This is a genomic window from Pseudomonas sp. R15(2017) (assembly GCF_002112685.1).
In the GTDB taxonomy this organism is placed as follows: domain Bacteria; phylum Pseudomonadota; class Gammaproteobacteria; order Pseudomonadales; family Pseudomonadaceae; genus Aquipseudomonas; species Aquipseudomonas glycinae.
The window spans coordinates 16329-37770 of sequence record NZ_NEII01000019.1 but is presented as its reverse complement, the minus strand read 5'-3'; the positions used below and the strand labels follow the sequence as shown (position 1 = coordinate 37770).

The 21442-nt window shown below is 63.9% G+C and carries 2 protein-coding genes; both read left to right on the top strand.

All coding sequences use genetic code 11. The annotated features are described in order from the left end of the window. Positions 1-122 precede the first annotated feature (122 nt). The gene (locus tag CAF77_RS27660) at positions 123-13121 is read left to right on the top strand and encodes a non-ribosomal peptide synthetase (RefSeq protein WP_085655743.1); all 12999 of its coding nucleotides are present in this window, start codon (positions 123-125) and stop codon (positions 13119-13121) included. Then, positions 13118-21418, top strand: coding sequence for a non-ribosomal peptide synthetase (locus CAF77_RS27655; RefSeq protein WP_085655742.1), 8301 nt, complete (start codon positions 13118-13120; stop codon positions 21416-21418). Before CAF77_RS27660 ends, CAF77_RS27655 begins: the two co-directional genes overlap by 4 nt. Positions 21419-21442 lie beyond the last annotated feature (24 nt).

Below are 21442 nucleotides of genomic sequence, written 5' to 3'. Positions count from 1 at the left end.
TTGTCCCTGCTTCCCATGTCAGACACCCAAGCCCCGATGTTTTAGCTTTTCCAGGCTGCGCGCGACCGCACGGACTCGCCGCTGCACGCTCCTTTTTCCCGAATTTACAGCAGGTTACCCCCATGCAATTTCGCGAGCTGATGGCTGTTATTTCCACCCATGCGATCCGCCTTCAACAGGACGATGAAGACCTGGTCATTCTGGGCGATGACGACGCACTGGACGATGCGTTGTGGGACAGCCTCGCCAAGCACAAGGCGCAGTTGCTGGAGCTGGTGGCGAGCCACGGCGGCGACTGGTCTAGCCCGGCGCTGCGCATCACCCCGGACATGCTGCCGCTGGTGCAGCTGGATCAGTCGGCCATCGACCGTATCGTCGCCACCGTGCCGGGCGGCGTGGCGAACGTGCAGGACATCTATCCGCTGGCGCCATTGCAGGAGGGGCTGCTTTATCACCATCTCTCCGCGCCCGAGGGTGATCCCTATGTGTCGCAGGCGCGGTTCACGTTCGACAGTCGCGGACGGCTGGATACATTCACCGACGCGCTGCGTCGGGTGATCGGGCGCCATGACATTTTGCGCACCGCCATCCTCTGGGAGCATCTGGACGATCCCGTGCAGGTGGTCTGGCGTGAAGCCCCGCTGGTCTGTGAGGAAGTCGATCTGAATGATCGCGAGGACGTACTCGCGCAATTGCTGGCACGCCACGACCCGCAGTACTTTCGCCTCGACCTGCAACAGGCCCCGTTGTTGCGGCTGGTGTTCGACGAGGATCCGGCCAACAACCGAGTGGTCGCATTGTTGCTGTTCCATCACATGATCATGGATCACGTCGCGCTCGATGTGGTACGCCGGGAAATTCAGGCTTACCTGTCCGGCCGCGATGCGGAAGTCGCGAGGGCGGTGCCGTTTCGCGACCACCTGGCGAGGGCACGTCTGGGCTCGGATGAGCAAGCGCACCAGGCATTTTTCCGCGAGATGCTTGGCGACATCGACGAGCCGACGCTGCCCGGTGGCTTGCACGATGTACAAGGTGACGGTCAGGGCATCGAAGAAATCTCGTGCATGCTCGACAGCGATCTGAGCCAGCGCCTGCGTACCCACGCGCGACAGTCGGGCGTGAGCGTGGCGAGCCTGATGCACCTGGCCATGGCGCGGGTGCTGGGTCAGCTGTGCGGGCGCTCGGCGGTGGTGTTCGGCACCGTTCTGCTGGGACGGATGAACGCGGCTGACGGTGTCGAGCAAGCATTGGGGATGTTCATCAATACGCTGCCTTTGCGAGTGGATGTCGGCGCGTCGAGCGTTCATGACGGCGTGCTGGCGACGCACCGGCGCCTGACCGCGCTGCTCGCCCATGAGCAGGCGTCCCTGGCACTGGCCCAGCGTTGCAGCGCCGTGGCGGTGCCGACGCCGCTGTTCAGCGCCATGCTCAACTACCGCCACAGCAGCGTGGAGGAAGTCGCCGAGGTGATCGAGCTGTCGCCGGGGGTGCACGTGTTGGGTGCCCGCGAGCGCACCAATTACCCGTTGACCGTCAACATCGATGACCTCGGTCAGGACCTGCGCATCACGGTGCTGGCCGACGTGACGCTTGGCGCCTCACGCATCGCCGGTTACCTGCGCACGGCACTGGACAGTCTCGTCGATGCGCTGCAGAACAACCCGCAAGCCGCATTGCACAGCCTCAACATCCTGCCGCCCGCCGAGCGTGAGCACTGGTTGTATGGCGTCAATACATCGAAGGCGACGTTTCCCGACACGCCGTTGATTCATCAGCAATTCGAAGCGCATGCGCACACACGGCCCGAGGCAGTCGCGTTGCTGTTCGAGGGCAGGACTTACAGTTATGAGGCACTCAACCGACAGGCCAACCAGGTGGCCCATCGTTTGCTCGCACTCGGCATTCGTCCGGATGACCGGGTAGCGATCTGCGTTGAGCGCGGCCCGCAAATGATCGTCGGCCTGCTCGGTGTGCTCAAGGCGGGTGCCGGTTATGTGCCGATCGATCCGGCTTATCCGCTGGAGCGCATCACCTTCACCCTGCAAGACAGTGCGCCGGTGGCGGTGCTGATGCAGGCGGCGACTCTGGATCGGACTGCCGGGCTATCCGTGCCGCAGATCGACCTTGACGACCAAGGTTTGCAAAATGAACCGGAGTTCAATCCACAGATCCCTGATCTGAATCCGGCGCATCTGGCCTACGTGATCTACACCTCTGGCTCCACCGGGCTGCCCAAGGGGGTGATGGTCGAGCATCGCAACGTGGCCCGCCTGTTTGGTGCGACCCACGATTGGTTCCGGTTCAATGCGCAAGACGTCTGGGCGTTGTTCCACTCGTTTGCCTTTGATTTCTCGGTCTGGGAAATCTGGGGCGCGCTGGCTTACGGCGGTCAGTTGCTGGTGGTGCCGCAACACATCAGCCGCTCGCCGGACGGGTGTTATGCGTTGCTCTGCCGCACGGGTGTCACCGTACTCAACCAGACGCCGAGCGCTTTCCGGCAGTTGGTCGCCGCTCAGGGACGCAGTCCGCTGCAGCATTCGCTGCGCGAGGTGATTTTTGGTGGTGAGGCGCTGGAGCCGGGATCGCTCAAACCCTGGTATGCGCGGGTCGGCAACGCCGGCACCCGGCTGGTGAACATGTACGGCATCACCGAAACCACGGTGCATGTGACCTACCGTCCGTTGGCGGCGGCAGACGCGCAATTGACCGCCAGCAGCCCCATCGGCGTGCGCATTCCCGACCTGCAGCTGTACGTCCTCGATGCCCGGCGAGAGCCCGTGCCGGCCGGAGTGACCGGTGAGTTATATGTGGGCGGCGCCGGGGTTGCCCGTGGTTACCTGAATCGTGAGGCGTTGACCGCCGAGCGCTTCATCGCCGACCCGTTCAGTGGGCATGCCCAAGCGCGTTTGTACAAGACCGGTGATCTGGCACGCTGGACGGTGGAGGGCGAACTCGAATACCTGGGACGCAACGATGACCAAGTGAAAATCCGTGGTTTCCGTATCGAACTTGGCGAGATCCAGGCACGTCTTGCAGCCTGCGACGGCGTGCGCGATGCGCTGGTGATCGCCCGCGAGGACAGCCCCGGCGACACGCGTCTGGTGGCCTACTGGCTGGCCGCCGAAGGTGTCGAACCGAGCGTTGCGCAATTGCGCGATCACCTGCTGGCATCGCTGGCCGAGCATATGGTGCCGGGCGCGTTCGTGCGCCTCGATGCCTTCCCGCTGACAGCCAACGGCAAACTCGATCGCCGGGCGTTGCCGCAGCCGGATAACGAAGCCTTCGCCCGGCGGGCGTTTGAAGCACCGCTCGGCGAAATCGAAACCCGCATCGCTGTGATCTGGCAGACCTTGCTCGGGCTGGAGCAGGTGGGCAGGCATGACAATTTCTTCGAGCTGGGCGGTCATTCGCTGCTGGCGGTGAAGCTGATCGAGCGCATGCGTCAGCAGGACATGCAGTGCGACGTCCGCGTGCTATTCGGCCAGCCGAGCGTGGCGGCACTCGCGGCGACGCTGGGAGGGGACGCCAGGGTCAGCGTGCCGGCCAACCGCATCAAACCCGGTTGCACCCGCATCACCCCGGACATGCTGCCGCTGGCCACGCTGGATCAAGCGGCCATCGACCGTATCGTCGAGACCGTCGAGGGCGGTATCGACAACGTGCAGGACATCTACGCCCTGGCACCGTTGCAGGCGGGCATCCTCTATCACCATCTGGCCATTGCCGACGGTGACCCGTACGTGCTGCAAGCGCAGTTCGCCTTCGACGGACTGGCGCAGATCAAGGCGTTCGTTCGCGCGTTGAACAGCGTCATCGCTCGGCATGACATCCTGCGTACCAGTGTGGTCAGGGAAAACCTTGAGGAGCCGGTGCAAGTGGTGTGGCGTGCGGCGCCGCTGGCACTGGAGCGGGTGGATGCCGATCCGCAGGACGGTGATGTGTTGCGGCAAATGCAGGCGCGTTTCGATCCGCGACACTATCGCCTGGACTTGCAACGTGCGCCGTTGATGCGCTTCGCCTACACCGAAGACCCGTTGCAAAACCGCTGGGTCGGGATCCTGCTGTTGCACCACATCGTGCTCGATCACACCGCGCTTGAGGTGTTGGTGGCCGAGATGAGCGATGCCCTTCACGGGCAAGTCGGTGCGCTGCCGTCCCCCGTGCAATACCGCAACTATGTCGCTCAGGCTCGTCTCGGCTCGAATGCCGAGGCCCATGAAGCGTTCTTTCGCGAGATGCTCGGCGACATCGTTGAGCCGACCCTGGCGTTCGGCCTGCGGGATGTACTCGGCGATGGCACCGGCATCGTGGACAGCGAACGGGCACTGGATGAGCGTCTTGCCGGGCGCTTGCGCAATCAGGCCCGCACGCTGGGCATCAGTGTTGCGAGTCTGGTGCATCAGGCCTGGGGCCAGGTGCTTGCGCAGGTCTGCGGGCGCGAGGAGGTGGTATTCGGCACGGTGTTGCTGGGGCGCATGCAGGGGGGAGAGGGCGCCGATCGTTCGTTGGGTATGTTCATCAATACCCTGCCGCTGCGGGTCCATGTCGGGGCGATGGCGGTGGAGGCGGGTGTCAGGGCGACCCACGAGCGTCTGGCGCAACTGCTGGTGCATGAGCAGGCGCCGCTGATGCTGGCCCAACGTTGCAGTGGCGTGACGGGATCGGAACCGCTGTTCAATACCTTGCTCAACTATCGCCACAGTGCGCAACAGACGGCGACGCCGGGATGGGAAGGCATCCGGATTCTCGATTCTCGTGAGCGCAGCAACTATCCGCTGGTGGTCAGCGTCGACGACCTTGGACAGGGCTTCCGGCTTTCTGTCCAGGCAGTGCCCGACGTGGATGGCGCGCGGGTCTGCGATTATCTGCAAACGGCGTTGGACAATTTGCTCAGCGCGCTGGAGCAGGATCGCCATGCGTTAATGAATCAGGTGTCGATCCTGTCGGCGGCCGAACGCCAGCGCGTGCTGGTCGGTTTCAATGTCACCGGTCGCGACTTTGCCCACGGCCATGTGGTGCACCAATTGTTTGAAGCGCGAGCGGCGAGCCAACCCGACGCTGTGGCAGTGCTGCAGGGCGGGCAAAGTCTGAGCTACGACGGCTTGAACCGCCGCGCCAACCGCCTGGCCCATCACTTGATCGGCCTCGGTGTACGACCGGACGATCGCGTTGCGCTCTGCGTGCAGCGTGGTCCGCAGATGCTGGTCGGGCTGCTGGCGATCCTCAAGGCGGGCGCCGGTTATGTCCCGGTCGATCCCACGCATCCGGCAGAACGGATCGCTTACCTGTTGCAGGACAGCGATCCGGTGGCGGTCCTGGCACAGACGGCCACCCGCGACCTGCTGGGGGCCGTGCCGGTGATCAACCTTGACAGCGACGCCTGGCAGCATCTGCCGGACAGCAATCCACAGTTGCCGGAACTGACCCCGGCACATCTGGCCTACGTGATCTACACCTCAGGCTCCACCGGCCAGCCGAAAGGCGTGATGGTCGAACACGCGACCCTGGAAAACCTTGTGCACTGGCACGCCGAAGCCTTCGACCTGCACGCCGGCAGCCACACCGCCAGCGTGGCCGGGTTTGGCTTTGATGCGATGGCCTGGGAAGTCTGGCCGGCATTGTGCGTCGGTGCGACATTGCACCTGCCGCCGGAAACGGTGCGCAACGAGCACCTGGACGAGTTGCTCGACTGGTGGCGGGCGCAGCCGTTGCAGGTCAGCTTCCTGCCGACGCCGGTGGCCGAATATGCCTTCAGCCGCGAGCTGCAACATCCGACCCTACGCACCTTGCTGATCGGCGGCGACAAGCTGCGGCAGTTCAATCGCGAACAGACTTTCGCGGTCATCAACAACTACGGCCCGACCGAAGCCACGGTGGTCGCGACGTCCGGCCCGGTCGAAGTCGGCCAGCCGCTGCACATCGGCCGGCCGATGGCCAACGCCAAGGTATATCTGCTCGATGACCAGCAACGTCCGGTGCCGGTAGGCGTCACCGGCGAGTTGTACGTCGCCGGCGCCGGTGTCGCACGGGGCTACCTGAACCGTCCCGAGCTGACCGCCGAGCGCTTCCTGAAAGATCCGTTCAACGAAGGGCGCATGTACCGCACCGGCGACCTCGCACGCTGGCTGGCAGACGGCAACATCGAATACCTGGGACGCAATGACGATCAGGTGAAACTGCGCGGTGTGCGGGTCGAACTGCGGGAAATCGAAGCGGCGCTGGCCAGCCATCCGGCGGTGCAGGACGCAGTAGCGCTGGTGCGGGACGGGCAGTTGCTGGTGTGGTTCACCGAGCGAGCGCCGACCGATATCGAAGCCCTGCGCAATCATCTGCAAACCCGCTTGCCACAAGCCCTGATCCCGGCGGCTTACGTGCGCCTCGACGCCTTGCCGCTGACCGCCAACGGCAAACTCGACCGCAAGGCCTTGCCGGATCCGGATCAAAGCGCCTGGCTCAGCCGCGAATACGAAGCCCCGCAAGGCCCGGTGGAAACCGCGCTGGCGCAGATCTGGGCCGATGTTCTGAAGCTGGAAAAAGTCGGACGCCACGACAATTTCTTCGAACTGGGCGGCCACTCGTTGCTGGCCGTGAGCCTGATCGAACGCCTGCGCCAGATCGGCCTGAATACCGATGTGCGCGTGTTGTTTAGCCAGCCAACCCTGGCAGCCCTGGCTACGGCGGTGGGCAGCGGGCGCGAAATCGAAGTGCCGGCCAACCGCATTCCTGCCGACTGCACCCGCATCACTCCGGAGTTGCTGAGCCTGACCGAACTGGATCAGCCAAGCATCGACCGGATCGTTGCCACGGTGCCGGGCGGTGCCGCCAACGTGCAGGACATTTATCCGCTGGCGCCGTTGCAGGAAGGCATCCTTTATCACCACTTGAGCGCAGAGCAGGGCGATCCGTACTTGCTGCAATCATGCCTCGCCTTTGCCAGCGTCGAGCGCTTGCACGCTTTTGCCAACGCCTTGCAAAAGGTGATCGCGCGCCACGACATCCTGCGCACCAGTCTGGTTTGGGAAGGATTGCCGAGCCCGCAGCAAGTGGTGTGGCGAGAGGCTGCGCTGGCGGTGCAACCGGTCGCTCTGAATCCGCTGGATGGCGATATCCTCCATCAGTTGCGTGCACGATTCGATGCCCGGGATTTTCGCCTCGACCTCGGTCAGGCACCGCTGATCCGTCTGATGTACGCCGAAGATCCGCTGCATGACCGGGTGGCAGGCGTGTTGTTGTTCCATCACGTCGTGCTGGATCACACGGCGCTGGAGGTGGTTCGCCGGGACATGCAGGTGTATCTGCCGGGACAGCTTGAGTCTTTGCCGCCCGCCGCGCCGTACCGTAACTACGTCCATCAGGCCCGCCAGGGCATCAGCGAGGACGAACACGAAACCTTCTTCCGGGAAATGCTCGGAGATATTGACGAGCCGACCCTGCCGTTCGGATTGCAGGACGTCCAGGGCGATGGTCGCAACATCGAGGAGCACTCGCTTACGCTGCCGGTGGAATTGAATTGGCACTTGCGTCGCCAGGCGCGGCAATACGGGGTCAGCGTCGCGAGCCTGTTTCATCTTGCCTGGGCGCGGGTGCTGGCGGCGACTTCCGGACGCCGGGACGTGGTGTTCGGCACCGTGCTGCTGGGCCGCATGCAAGGCGGCGAGGGCGCGGATCAGGCATTGGGGATGTTCATCAACACCTTGCCGCTGCGCGTGCAGGTAGACGGACAGAGTGTGAGTGAAGCGGTCCGCACGGTTCATGAGCGGCTGGCGGCTTTACTGGGACACGAACATGCGTCGCTGGCACTGGCTCAGCGTTGCAGCGCCGTGGCCGCGCCTTTGCCGCTGTTCAGCGCGGTACTCAACTATCGACACAGCGGCCACGACGCTGCGCGACAGACGGTTGATCCGGTCTGGCAGGGCATCGAATTCCTGGCCCAGGACGGACGCACGAATTATCCGCTGACCCTGAGCATCAATGACCAGGGCGATGCCTTCAGCCTGTCGGTGCTGACCCCGGATCATGTGGGGGCGCAGCGAGTCTGCGAGCTGATGCACAGCGCTCTGACGGAGCTGGCGGCAGCGTTGGCTGACAACCCCGGACAGGCCTTTGAACGTCTCAGCGTCCTGTCGCAGGCGGCGCGCGCGCAGCTGCTTGGCGACTTCAACGCGAGCACGGCGGTTTACCCGTCAGCGCAAGGTGTTCATCGTCTGTTCGAAGCGCAGGTTGCGCGCACGCCGGAGGCCGTGGCGGTTCAGGCGGGCACGCAGCGCCTGACGTTCAGGCAATTGAACCAGCGCGCCAATCGCCTGGCCCATCATCTGCGGGGGCTAGGTGTTACCACCGATACGCGAGTGGCGATCTGTCTCAAACGCAGCCCGGAGATGCTGGTCGGGTTGCTGGCGATCCTCAAGGCCGGCGCCGCTTATGTACCGGTCGACCCGGCTTATCCGCCCGAGCGCATCGCTTATATGCTGGCCGACAGTGCGCCGGCAGTGGTACTGGTTCGCGACGTGGATTTGCCGAATCAGACAGGTGTGCCGGTGATTGATCTCGCTCATGAGAGCTGGCAAGGCCTGTCGGATGCTGACCCGCAGGTCGCCGATTTTACGCCGGACAACCTGGCCTATGTGATCTACACCTCGGGCTCCACTGGCCAGCCAAAAGGCGTGATGGTCGAGCACGCGACCCTGGAAAATCTTGTCCACTGGCACACCGACGCCTTCGACCTGCACGCCGGCAGCCACACCGCCAGCGTGGCCGGGTTTGGCTTTGATGCGATGGCCTGGGAAGTCTGGCCGGCGCTGTGCGTCGGCGCGACGTTGCACCTGCCGCCGGAATCGGTGAGCAATGAACATCTGGACGAACTGCTCGACTGGTGGCGGGCGCAGCCGTTGCAAGTGAGTTTCCTGCCGACGCCGGTGGCCGAATACGCCTTCAGCCGCGAGCTGCAACACCCGACCCTGCGTACCTTGCTGATCGGCGGCGACAAGCTGCGGCAGTTCAACCGCGAACAGACTTTCGCGGTCATCAATAACTACGGCCCGACCGAAGCCACGGTGGTCGCCACCTCTGGTCCGGTCGAAGTCGGGCAACCGCTGCACATCGGCCGGCCGATGGCCAATGCCCGTATCTACTTGCTCGATGACCAGCAACGCCCCGTGCCAGTAGGTGTGACGGGGGAGTTGTACGTCGCCGGCGCCGGCGTGGCGCGGGGTTACCTGAACCGTCCCGAGCTGACCGCCGAACGCTTCCTGAAGGATCCGTTCAACGAAGGACGCATGTACCGCACTGGCGACCTCGCACGCTGGCTGGCAGACGGCAACATCGAATACCTGGGCCGCAACGACGATCAGGTGAAACTGCGCGGCGTGCGGGTTGAACTGGGGGAAATCGAAGCAGCGCTGGCCAGCCATCCAGCAGTGCAGGACGCAGTAGCGTTGGTGCGCGACGGGCAGTTGCTGGTGTGGTTCACCGAGCGTGCGCCGACCGATATCGAAGCGTTGCGCAATCATCTGCAAACCCGCTTGCCGCAAGCGCTGATCCCGGCGGCTTACGTGCGCCTCGACGCCTTGCCGCTGACCGCCAACGGCAAACTCGACCGCAAGGCCTTGCCGGAACCGGATCAAAGCGCCTGGCTACGCCGCGAATACGAAGCTCCGCAAGGCCCGGTGGAAACTGCGCTGGCGCAGATCTGGGCCGATGTTCTGAAGCTGGAAAAAGTCGGTCGCCACGACAACTTCTTCGAACTGGGCGGCCACTCGTTGCTGGCCGTCACCCTGATCGAACGCCTGCGCCAGATCGGCCTGAACACCGATGTGCGTGTGCTATTCAGCCAGCCGACCCTGGCAGCCCTGGCGGCAGCGGTGGGCAGCGGTCGCGAGATCGAAGTGCCGGCCAACCGCATTCCTGCCGACTGCACCCGCATCACTCCGGAGTTGCTGAGCCTGACCGAACTGGATCAGCCAAGCATCGACCGGATCCTTGCCACAGTGCCGGGGGGCGCCGCCAACGTGCAGGATATTTATCCGCTGGCGCCGTTGCAGGAAGGCATCCTTTATCACCACCTGAGTGCGGAGCAGGGCGACCCGTACTTGCTGCAATCGTGGCTGGCGTTCGACAGCCTCGAGCGGCTCGACAGCTTCGCGGCGGCGCTGCGCAAGGTCATTGCACGCCACGACATCCTGCGCACGGCGGTGATCTGGCAGAAACTGGCCGAGCCGATGCAAGTGGTATGGCGTCACGTCGAGTTGCCGGTGCAGGAGATCCTGTTCGACCCGGCGGATGGCGACGTTCTTGAGCAGTTGCACGAGCATTTCGATGCCCGGCACTACCGCCTCGACATCAGCCAGGCACCGTTGCTGCGTCTGGTGTATGCCCGTGATCCAGCCCACGGTCGGGTGGTCGCGATGTTGCTGTTCCACCATCTCGTGCTCGATCACACCGCGCTGGACGTGGTGCAGCAGGAAATGCTCGCCTGCCTGCAAGGGCATGAAGCCTCGCTCGGCGCGGCCGTGCCTTACCGCAACTACGTGGCGCAGGCGCGGCTGGGCGTCAGCGAGCAGGAGCACGAGGCGTTCTTCCGCGACATGCTCGGCGACATCGACGAGTCGACCCTGCCGTTCGGCTTGCAGGATGTGCAGGGAGACGGTCGCGACATCGAGGAAACGCAACAGGCCCTGACCGCTGCCACCGCTCAGCGTCTGCGCAGCCTCGCGCGGCACCTGGGCATCAGCGTGGCCAGCCTGTTCCACCTTGCGTGGGCGCAGGTGCTGTCGGCGACATCCGGGCAGGAGCGGGTGGTGTTCGGCACGGTGCTGATGGGCCGTATGCAGGGCGGCGACGGGGCCGACCGGGCGTTGGGGATGTTCATCAACACCTTGCCGCTGCGGGTCGATCTGGGGGCAACCCCGGTGCGCGAAGGCGCTCGGGAGACGCATGCGCGGCTCAGTGCGCTGCTCGGCCATGAACACGCGTCACTGGCGCTGGCCCAGCGTTGCAGCGGCGTGGCCGCGCCGTCGCCGCTGTTCAGTTCGATGCTCAATTACCGGCACAGCGCCGACGAGGCGCAACAGCACAACCGGCGTCAGGCCTGGCAGGGCATCGAGACCCTGAGCAGCGAAGAACGCACTAACTATCCATTGAGCATGGGCGTCGATGATCTGGGCAGCGGTTTTGTGCTCACCGCCATGACCCCGGCGGGCGTCGGCTCGCAACGGATCTGCGACTACATGCAGACCGCGCTGGAGACACTGGCGGATGCTCTGGAACAGGCACCGGATCAGCCGCTGAACCGCTTGCCGATCCTTGACGGCGCAGAACGTCAGCGGGTGCTTTACGACCTTAACGTCACCGGCACCGCCGACAATCTGGAGCAAACCGTTCACGGGCTGTTCGAGGCGCAAGTGCAACGCACGCCGCTAGCCGTTGCTTTGCAGGCCGGTGAGCAGCGGCTGACCTACACCGAGCTCAACGCACGGGCCAATCGTCTGGCCCATCACCTGCGCGAACTGGGCGTGGGGCCGGATTCGCGGGTGGCAATCTGTGTCGAGCGCGGGGTGGAACTGATCGTCGGTCTGCTTGGCATTCTCAAGGCGGGCGGTGCCTATGTGCCGCTGGATCCGGCGTATCCGAAGGAGCGTCTGGATTACATGCTCAAGGACAGCGCCCCGGTGGCGGTGCTGGTGCATGGGGCGACTCGCGCCTTGCTCGACGAGAGCACTGCGCTGGTGATCGATCTGGATCAGGCGCAATGGACATCCAACCCGGATGACAACCCGCAAGTGCCGAACCTGAGCGCTTCGAACCTGGCTTACGTGATCTACACCTCCGGTTCGACCGGTGCGCCGAAAGGGGTGATGGTCGAACATCGTGGCGTCGGCAACCTGCTGCACTGGAGTTCGCAGCTGTGTCCCGCCGTGACGGACGGCGCCCTGTTGCAGAAAACCCCGTTCAGTTTCGACGCCTCGGTCTGGGAGCTGTTCTGGCCGCTGAGCGCCGGTTTGCGGCTGGTGCTGGCGCGTCCTGACGGGCACCGCGAGCCGGCGTATCTGGCGCAGGTGATTCGCGAGCAGCGGATCAGCGTGATCCAGTTCGTGCCGGTGCTGTTGCAACAGTTCCTCGAGCAGGATGACGTCAGCCAGTGCAGCAGCCTCACCGATGTGTTCTGTGGCGGCGGCGACCTGACGCCGGCGCTGGCGCGTCTGGTACGTGAGCGTTTGCCGCAGGTGCGTCTGCACAACGTTTACGGCCCGACTGAAGCCACGGTCGACAGCACGGTGTGGACGCTGGAGCCGTCGATGGCGGTACCGGACAGCGCGTTGCCGATCGGACGGCCGATCAACAACACCCGTCTGTATGTACTCGATGCTGCCGAGCGGCCGGTGCCGATGGGCGTCATCGGTCAGTTGTTCATTGGCGGTGCCGGGGTTGCGCGGGGCTACCTGGGGTTGCCGCAGTTGATGGCCGAACGGTTTATCCCGAGCCCGTTCGTGGCCGGCGATCGGCTATACGCCACGGGCGACCGGGTGCGCTATCGCACCGATGGGCAGCTCGAATTCATCGGGCGCAACGACTTCCAGGTCAAGCTGCGTGGCCTGCGTCTGGAACCGGGTGAAATCGAGGCGCAACTGCTCAGCCATCCGGCGCTGCGCGAAGCCGTGGTGCTGGTGCGTGAGGAGCGTCTGGTGGCGTACTTCATCTGTAACGCCGAGGCGGGGCAACCGGGGATCGAGGTGTTGCGCGAACACCTGCTCGCACGTTTGCCGGATTACATGGTGCCGTCGGCATTCGTCGCGCTCGACAGCCTTCCACTGAGCCCCAACGGCAAGGTGGATCGCAAGGCATTGCCCGCACCGGATTCGGCTGTAGTCAGCATTCGCGAATACGAAGAGCCGGTCGGCGAGATGGAAATCCTCCTTTCGCGCCTGTGGTGCGAATTGCTCAAGGTCGAGCGCGTCGGGCGGCAAGACCATTTCTTTGAGCTGGGAGGGCATTCGTTGCTGGCGGTCAGCCTGATCGGGCGCCTGCAACAGGCAGGTATCGAAGCCGATGTCCGGACGTTGTTCGAGCAACCGACTCTGGCTGGTTACGCAGCCATCACGGAAAGAATGGAGATCGTCCTGTGAACCTGAATGAACTGTTGGCGACGCTGAAGACAAAAGACATCCAGTTGGCAATCACGGACGGGCAGTTGCGGGTCAATGGCAACAAGCAGGCCCTGAGTGAGCCAGGTTTGCTGGCCGCATTGCGCGAGCACAAGTCGGCATTGATCGAGCTGATCGAGGCGGGCGATTACTCGGCCGCACGAGAGGGGCAGGTTGCAGTGCCGGTCAATGGCATTTCACCGGGCACAACACGGGTCACCCCGGCGATGCTGACAATGGTTGACCTGAATCAGGACACCCTCGATCAAATTGTCGCGCAGATCCCTGGCGGCGGCGCCAATGTCCAGGACATCTATCCACTGACGCCGTTGCAGGAGGGCATCCTCTACCACCACGCGAGCGCTGCACAGGGTGATCCGTATGTGATGCAGGCGAAATTCGCGTTCAGCGGACCCGAGCGGTTCGAGGCATTCGTCCAGGCCCTGCAGACCGTCATCGAGCGCCACGACATTCTGCGCACCGCCATCGTCTGGGAAGGACTGGACACGCCGGTGCAAGTGGTCCTGCGACGTGTCGGGTTACCTGTGGAGGAAGTGCAGCTCGATGCGGCTCAAGGCGATGTCCTGGAGCAGTTGCATGCGCGATTCGACGCCCGGCACTTTCGTCTCGACGTGACACGCGCGCCGCTATTGCGCCTGGCCCATGCCTGGGATGCAAAGACCGGGCGTATCGTCGCGATATTGCTGTTTCACCACATGGCGATGGACCACTCGGCGCTCGCGGTGGTCAGCGAGGAAATGCAGGCGTGCCTGTCAGGACAGAGCACCAGACTGGGAGCGCCCGTACCGTTTCGCAATTATGTCGCCCAGGCGCGGCTAGGCATCAGCGAGTCGGAGCACGAGGTTTTTTTCCGCGAGATGCTCGGTGACATCGACGAACCGACGTTGCCGTTCGGCCTGCAAGGCGTGCATGGCGACGGCAGCGACATCGAAGAATGCGGTGTGCCACTTGACCCGTTGCTGGGGCAGCGCCTGCGAGCCAGTGCCCGGTCGCTCGGGGTGAGTGTCGCGAGTCTGTTCCATCTTGGCTGGGGGCAGGTCCTCAACGCACTCACCGGAAAATCTGCTGTTGTGTTCGGTACCGTGCTGATGGGGCGGATGCAAGGGGCGGAGTCGACCGACCGCGCGCTGGGCATTTTCATCAACACCTTGCCGCTGCGGGTCGAGGTCGACGCGCTGGCAGCGGGTGAGTCGGTGAAGGCCACCCATGCACGTCTGACCCGTCTGATGCGCCATGAGCACGCCCCGCTGGTGCTGGCCCAGCGTTGCAGCGGGGTGGTCGGGTCATCGCCGCTGTTCAGTTCACTGCTCAATTATCGGCACAGCACCTCGAGCGCCAATGCCAGTGCCGAAGCGCTCTCGGCCTGGGAGGGGATCAGCGTCCTGCATGCGGAGGAACGCACCAATTACCCGCTGACCTTGAGCATCGATGACTTTGGCGATCACTTCAGCCTGACGCTGCTGGCCAGTCGTGAAGTCGAGGCGCAGCGGATCTGCGGCTATATGGTGTGTGCCATGGAAAACCTGTTGCAGGCATTGGAGCACGCGGCGGATACGCCGCTGAGTCAACTGTCGGTGTTGCCCGCCCTAGAGCGCGAACAGCTGTTGACGGGGTTCAACGCCAGCGATGTCGAATACGTTCGCGGACAGACAATTCATCAACGCTTCGAGGCGCAGGTCGTCGCGCGACCGCAAGCGCTGGCGGCGGTGCACCTGGACAAGCAACTGACGTTCCACGAACTGAACCGCCAGGCCAACCTTCTGGCACATCGCTTGATCGAGCTGGGCGTGCAACCGGATGACCGGGTAGCCATTGTCGCCCGGCGAGGGCTGGATACCCTGGCCGGATTGCTCGCCGTCCTCAAGGCAGGCGCCGGGTATGTGCCGATCGACCCCGCGCATCCGGCCGAACGCCTGAATTATCTGCTGAGCGATTGCGAGCCAGTGGCGATTCTGACTTCAAGTGACCTGCTCGCACGGCTGCCGGGACAGGAGCTGCCGGTACTCGATCTTGATCCGCGCACCTGGCGCTCAGGCAATGACGCAAACCCGGTGGTACCAGATCTGTCCGAGGCGAACCTGGCTTATGTGATCTACACCTCGGGCTCCACCGGTTTGCCCAAGGGCGTGATGGTCGAACACCAGACACTGGCCAATCTGGTCGACTGGCACAGCAGCGCCTTTGACCTGTGTGCTGGTCGCCATACGTCGAGTCTGGCCGGGTTCGGCTTCGACGCAATGGCATGGGAAGTCTGGCCAGCTCTGTGCGTCGGCGCGACCCTGCACCTGGCACCTGCGCAGGACGGCGGCGAAGACGTCGACGGGCTGCTGGCCTGGTGGTGCGCGCAACCGCTGGACGTGAGTTTCCTGCCGACGCCGGTCGCCGAATACGCCTTCAGCCGGCATCTCGAGCACCCGACATTGCGCACCTTGCTGATCGGCGGCGACCGCTTGCGTCAGTTTTCGCGCAATCAGCATTTCGATGTGATCAACAACTATGGCCCGACCGAAGCCACCGTAGTCGCAACGTCCGGACGGATCGAGGCGGGGGAGGCGCTGCACATCGGTAAACCGGTGAGCAATACCTCGGTGTATCTGCTCGACGAGCAACAGCGTCCGGTGCCGATCGGGGTGGCCGGCGAGCTGTATATCGGTGGCCGAGGCGTGGCGCGTGGTTACTTGAACCGTGCGCAACTGACCGCCGAACGCTTTCTGCCGGACCCGTTCAGTCAACGCCCGAATGCGCGTCTGTATCGCACCGGCGACCTTGCCCGCTGGCGCCCGGACGGGACAATCGAATACCTGGGGCGCAACGATGATCAAGTGAAAATCCGCGGCATGCGCATCGAATTGGGGGAAATCGAAAGCCGTCTACAGCAGCTTCCCGGGATTCAGGAATTGGTGCTGCTGGCCCGTGAAGATGAGCCCGGGCAACCACGGCTGGTGGCCTATTTCACCGAGCAGGCGCAGGTGCAGCCACTGGCTGTGGCGCAACTGCGTGAGCATCTGCTGGGCCAGTTGCCCGAGTACATGGTGCCGGTCGCGTTCGTCCGGCTCGACAGCCTGCCGCTCACCGCCAATGGCAAACTGGACCGCAAAGCCTTGCCGTTGCCGGAGCGCACGGCGCTGCTCACTCGCGAATACGAGGCGCCGCAAGGCGAGCTGGAATGCACGCTGGCGCAGATCTGGGCCGAGGTGCTGCAGGTTGAACGGATAGGCCGACAGGATCATTTCTTTGAGCTGGGCGGCCATTCGTTGCTGGCCATGCGCATGGTCGCGCAAGTGCGTCAGCGGCTGGGCGTGGAGCTTGCGCTCGGCGAGTTGTTCGCCAATGCCGAGCTGGCGTCGGTGGCGCAGTCGCTTGCCCGGGCCGGACGCTCGACGCAGCCACCGATTCTTCCGGTACCTCGGGAAGGTGTATTGCCGCTGTCGTTTTCCCAGCAGCGCTTCTGGTTTCTGGCGCAGATGGAAGGTGCCAACACGGCTTACAACATTCCGATCGGTCTGCGTCTGCGCGGTGTGCTCGACGCCGATGCACTGCAACGGGCGCTGGCCAGGATAGTCGCCCGGCACGAAAGCCTGCGCAGCCGTTTCACGCCGTACAACGGCGAAGCCCAGGTGTTGATTACTCCGCCCGACAGCGGTGTGCTGCTGCGGGTCGAGGACCTGCGCCAGCACCCGCAGGCCGACGAAGCCTTGCAGGCGCTGATTCAGGGGGAAGCTTCCGGCCCGTTCGACTTGCAGGATGATCCGTTGATTCGCGGACGACTGGTGCGTATGGCCGACGATCACCATGTGTTGCTGATCACCTTGCATCACATCATCTCCGACGGTTGGTCGATGGAGGTGCTGACCCGCGAGCTGATGGCGTTGTATCAGGCTTTCAGTCAGGGGTTGGCGGACCCTTTGCCGCCGCTGGCGTTGCAATACACCGACTATGCCGTCTGGCAGCGGCGCTGGCTGAGCGGGGAGGTTTTGCAGCGCCAGAGTGAATACTGGCAACGTACGCTGGCCGATGCGCCTGCCTTGCTGACGTTGCCTGCCGACCGACCGCGACCACCGCAACAGGATTACGCCGGCAGCAGCGTCGAAGTTTGCCTGGACGAACGCTTGAGCGCCGGACTCAAAGCCTTGAGCCAGCGCCATGGCGTGACGCTGTACATGACGATGCTGGGCGCGTGGGCGATGCTGCTCAGCCGGTTGGCCGGGCAGTCGGACATTGTGGTCGGCTCGCCGGTGGCCAACCGTTTCCGGGCCGAAATCGACGGACTGATCGGGTTGTTCGTCAACACCCTGGCGTTACGCATTGATACCTCCGGTGAGTTGAGTACCGAAGCGTTGCTGGCGCGGGTCAAGGCGCTGACCCTGCAGGCCCAGGATCATCAGGACTTGCCATTCGAACAAGTGGTGGAAATCGCCCGACCGGCCCGCAGCCTGGCCCACAGCCCGCTGTTCCAGACCATGTTCAACTGGCGCAGCAGCGACGGACCGGTGTTGGCGCTGGGGGATCTGACCCTGGAAGCGGTGGCCGAGCCGAGTCACTTCGCCAAGTTCGATCTGACCCTGACCCTGGGGGAGTCGCCCAACGGGATAAGTGGCTGGATGGAGTACGCCACAGCGCTGTTCGATGAGGCGACGGCACGGCGTTATGCCGGTTACTTCCAGCGCTTGTTGCAGGCCATGGTCAACAACGACCAGGCAGTGCTGGAGCATGTGCAGATAATCGAGGATCAGGAACGCACGCAGTTGCTCGACGAATTCAACGCCACCGCACCGGACTGTCCGCAAGTGCTTACCGTGCACCGGGTCTTCGAGATGCAGGCCGCCGAGCATCCGCAAACCGTTGCCGCGGTGCACGGGACGCAGGTGTTGAGTTACGCGGAACTGAACCGCAGCGCCAACGGCCTGGCGCATCATCTCATCGCTCAAGGTGTGCAGCCCGGCGATCATGTGGCGATTCTGTTGCCACGCTCGCTGGAGTTGTTGGTCGCGCAGTTGGCGATCATCAAGTGTGCGGCGGCCTATGTGCCACTGGATATCCACGCACCCGCCGAGCGTCAGGCATTCATGGTGCAGGATTGTCAGGCGGTCGCGCTGTTGACCGGCAGCGATCAGGCCATCGATTACCCGGTACGGCGAATGGATCTGGATACCCTGGCGCTTGCCGAGAGTCCTTCGCACAACCCGGACGTGCCTCAGTCCTCGGAGGCCTTGGCGTACATCATGTACACCTCGGGCTCCACGGGCACCCCGAAGGGGGTCATGGTGCCGCATCGCGGCATTACCCGCCTTGTGATCGACTGCGGCTACGCCGATTTCAACCCGAGTGACCGGGTGGCATTCGCTTCGAACCCGGCGTTCGATGCGAGCACCATGGATATCTGGGGCGCCTTGCTCAACGGTGGCCAGGTGGCCGTGATCGATCATGCGACCTTGCTCGACCCGCAGGCATTCGGTCGGGAACTGAAGCGCTGCGGGGCGACAATCCTCTTCGTCACCACCGCGTTGTTCAATCAGTACGTGCAATTGATTCCCGAGGCGCTCAAAGGGCTGCGCATCCTGCTGTGCGGTGGGGAGCGTGGCGATCCGGCGGCGTTTCGAAAGCTGCTCGCCGAAGCACCGGACCTGCGCCTGGTGCATTGTTATGGCCCGACCGAAACCACGACGTACGCCACCACCTTCGAAGTGCGTGAGGTGGCGCCGGATGCGGACAGCGTTTCGATTGGCGGCCCCATCGGCAATACCCGCGTATATGTGCTGGATGACCGGCAACAACCGGTGCCGTTCGGCGTCACCGGCGAGTTGTACATCGGTGGTCAGGGGGTTGCGCTGGGCTATTTGAACCGGCCTCGACTGAGTGCCGAGAAATTCCTCCGTGATCCGTTCAGCGACAATCCGCAGGCCTTGATGTATCGCACGGGCGACCTCGTGCGCTGGCAGGCGCCGGGGCGACTGGAATGCATCGGCCGCAACGATGACCAGGTGAAGATCCGCGGCTTCCGCATTGAGCTCGGAGAAATCGAAAACCGCCTGTTGAGCTGTCCGGGGGTCAAGGAAGCGGTGGTTCTGGCCCGACGCGACGGACAGGAACCAACGCGGCTGGTGGCCTATTACACGGCGCACGATCCTGCATTGCAGGGCGCTACTCTCCGCGCGCTGCTGCAAGCCAGGTTACCGGAGTACATGGTGCCGACTGCCTGGGTGGCGCTGGAGAGCCTGCCGCTGAACAACAACGGCAAGGTCGATCGCAAAGCGTTGCCGGCGCCGACACACCAAGCGCTGGTCATGCGTGACTATGAAGCGCCGGCCAATCCTCTTGAGGAATCACTGGCCGGGCTCTGGGCGCAAGTGTTGCAAGTCGAGCGGGTAGGCCGCCATGACAACTTCTTCGAACTGGGCGGGCATTCGCTGCTGGCGGTGCGGCTCGTCGATCTGATGCAAAAGTCCGACAGGCCGATTTCGTTGGCCGAGCTGTTCCAGCATCCGACCGTCGCAGGGACTGCCACGCTGCTGTGTCAGCACAGCGACGCTGTGCCGCTGCATGACGGCGTGGTCGTGGTGCGTGCAAGTGACCAAGGCACGCCGTTGTTCCTGGTGCATGAGTTCAGTGGTCGTGACCTTTATTTCCCGGCGCTGGGCCTGCATATTGGCGGCGAGTTCCCGATTTACGGCTTGCCGGGTATCGATCCCGGTATGACGCAACTGCGCACCATGGAGTGCCTGGCGGCCCGGCTGGTCGAGGTGATCCGCGCCAGACAACCCCACGGCCCCTATCGGCTTGCCGGATGGTCGTTCGGTGGCGCGCTGGCTTATGAAATCGCGGCGCAACTGCTCGGGATGGACGAGTCAGTGGCGTTCGTCGGGCTGATCGACACCTATGTGCCGCGCCTGGCCGATCCGAACAAGGCGCAGTGGAACGATGCACATGTGCACAAGCGCCAATTGCTTTTGCATTGCACGGCGCATTGGGCCGGGCACGAGGCACAGGAGCAGCAAGCACTGGCGCGTCTGGCGGTGTTGCAGACCGAACTTGAGCAGTGGGCGTTCGCCGATTTGTTCAACCACTGTCACGAGCAGCAGTTGCTCAGACCCGAGCTGGCAGCTGTCTCGGCAGCGGATGCCTGGCAATACCTCGACCGGGAAGTGGCCCACGGGCATGCGTTGGCCCATTACCGGATCAACCCGATCGGTTTGCCATTGCATCTGCTGCGTGCCACGGAGCGTTCGGCGCCAATGTCACGACTCAGCCCCACGCGCGGTTGGGCAGAAGAATTGCCAGGTGTGGAGCTGAACTGCATCGACGTACCGGGCGACCACCAGAGCATGATGAAAGCACCGCACGTTCAGGCGCTGGGGCAGGCCCTGACTCAGGCGCTGGAAACGGCAAATGCGCCCGCGCCAACGGCGTATCAGCCGATCCTGACCATTCAGACCGGTCACACCGGGCATGCACCGATTTTCTGCGTGCCGGGGGCCGGCGACAGTGTCACCGGGTTCATCCACCTGACCGAGGCGCTGGGGCCGGAGTGGCCGATTCATGGGCTGCAACCTCGAGGCCTCGACGGCGCAACGGTGCCGCACAGCCGGGTCGAAAGCGCGGCCACGTTCTATGTACGGGCGCTTGAGCAGTTGTACCCGCAGGGGGCGGTGCATCTGATCGGGCATTCGTTCGGTGGCTGGGTGGCTTACGCCATGGCAGCTCAGTTGCAGGCGGCGGGGCGCGAAGTGGCGTCCCTGACCCTGATCGACAGCGAATCACCGGGCGGCAACAGCGTGGTGGGCAAGCCGTACACCACGACGGCGGCGTCGTTACGCCTGATCGAGTCGCTGCAGCTGTCCAGCGGCAAGTCTCTGGGCATCGATGCGCTGGCCTTTGCCGAAGCCGACGACAGCACGCAAATGCGCCTGCTGCACGAGGGGATGGTGCGCGCGGGTGTGCTGTCCGAACGTGCATCAGCCGATGCGATGCACGGCCCGGTACGCACCTTCGCCACCGCGCTGCGCACGGTCTATCGGCCAGCACTGGCCTACACCGGGCCGGTGCGTCTGGCGTTGGTGGACGACCCGACGCTGGACGCCTCGGGCAACCGGCGCGAACAGGCGGCGATGCTCGAAGGCTGGCAGCGTGAGGCCAGGGATCTGGCGGTGTGGTACGGCCCGGGCAACCACTTCACGATCCTCAAGGCGCCCAACGTCTTCAGTCTTGCAGCGTGGTGGCATGACGGGCTGACGGTGGCGGCGGGGCAAGTGTTGTCCTGATTGACGTTTTTATCCTGGAACCCG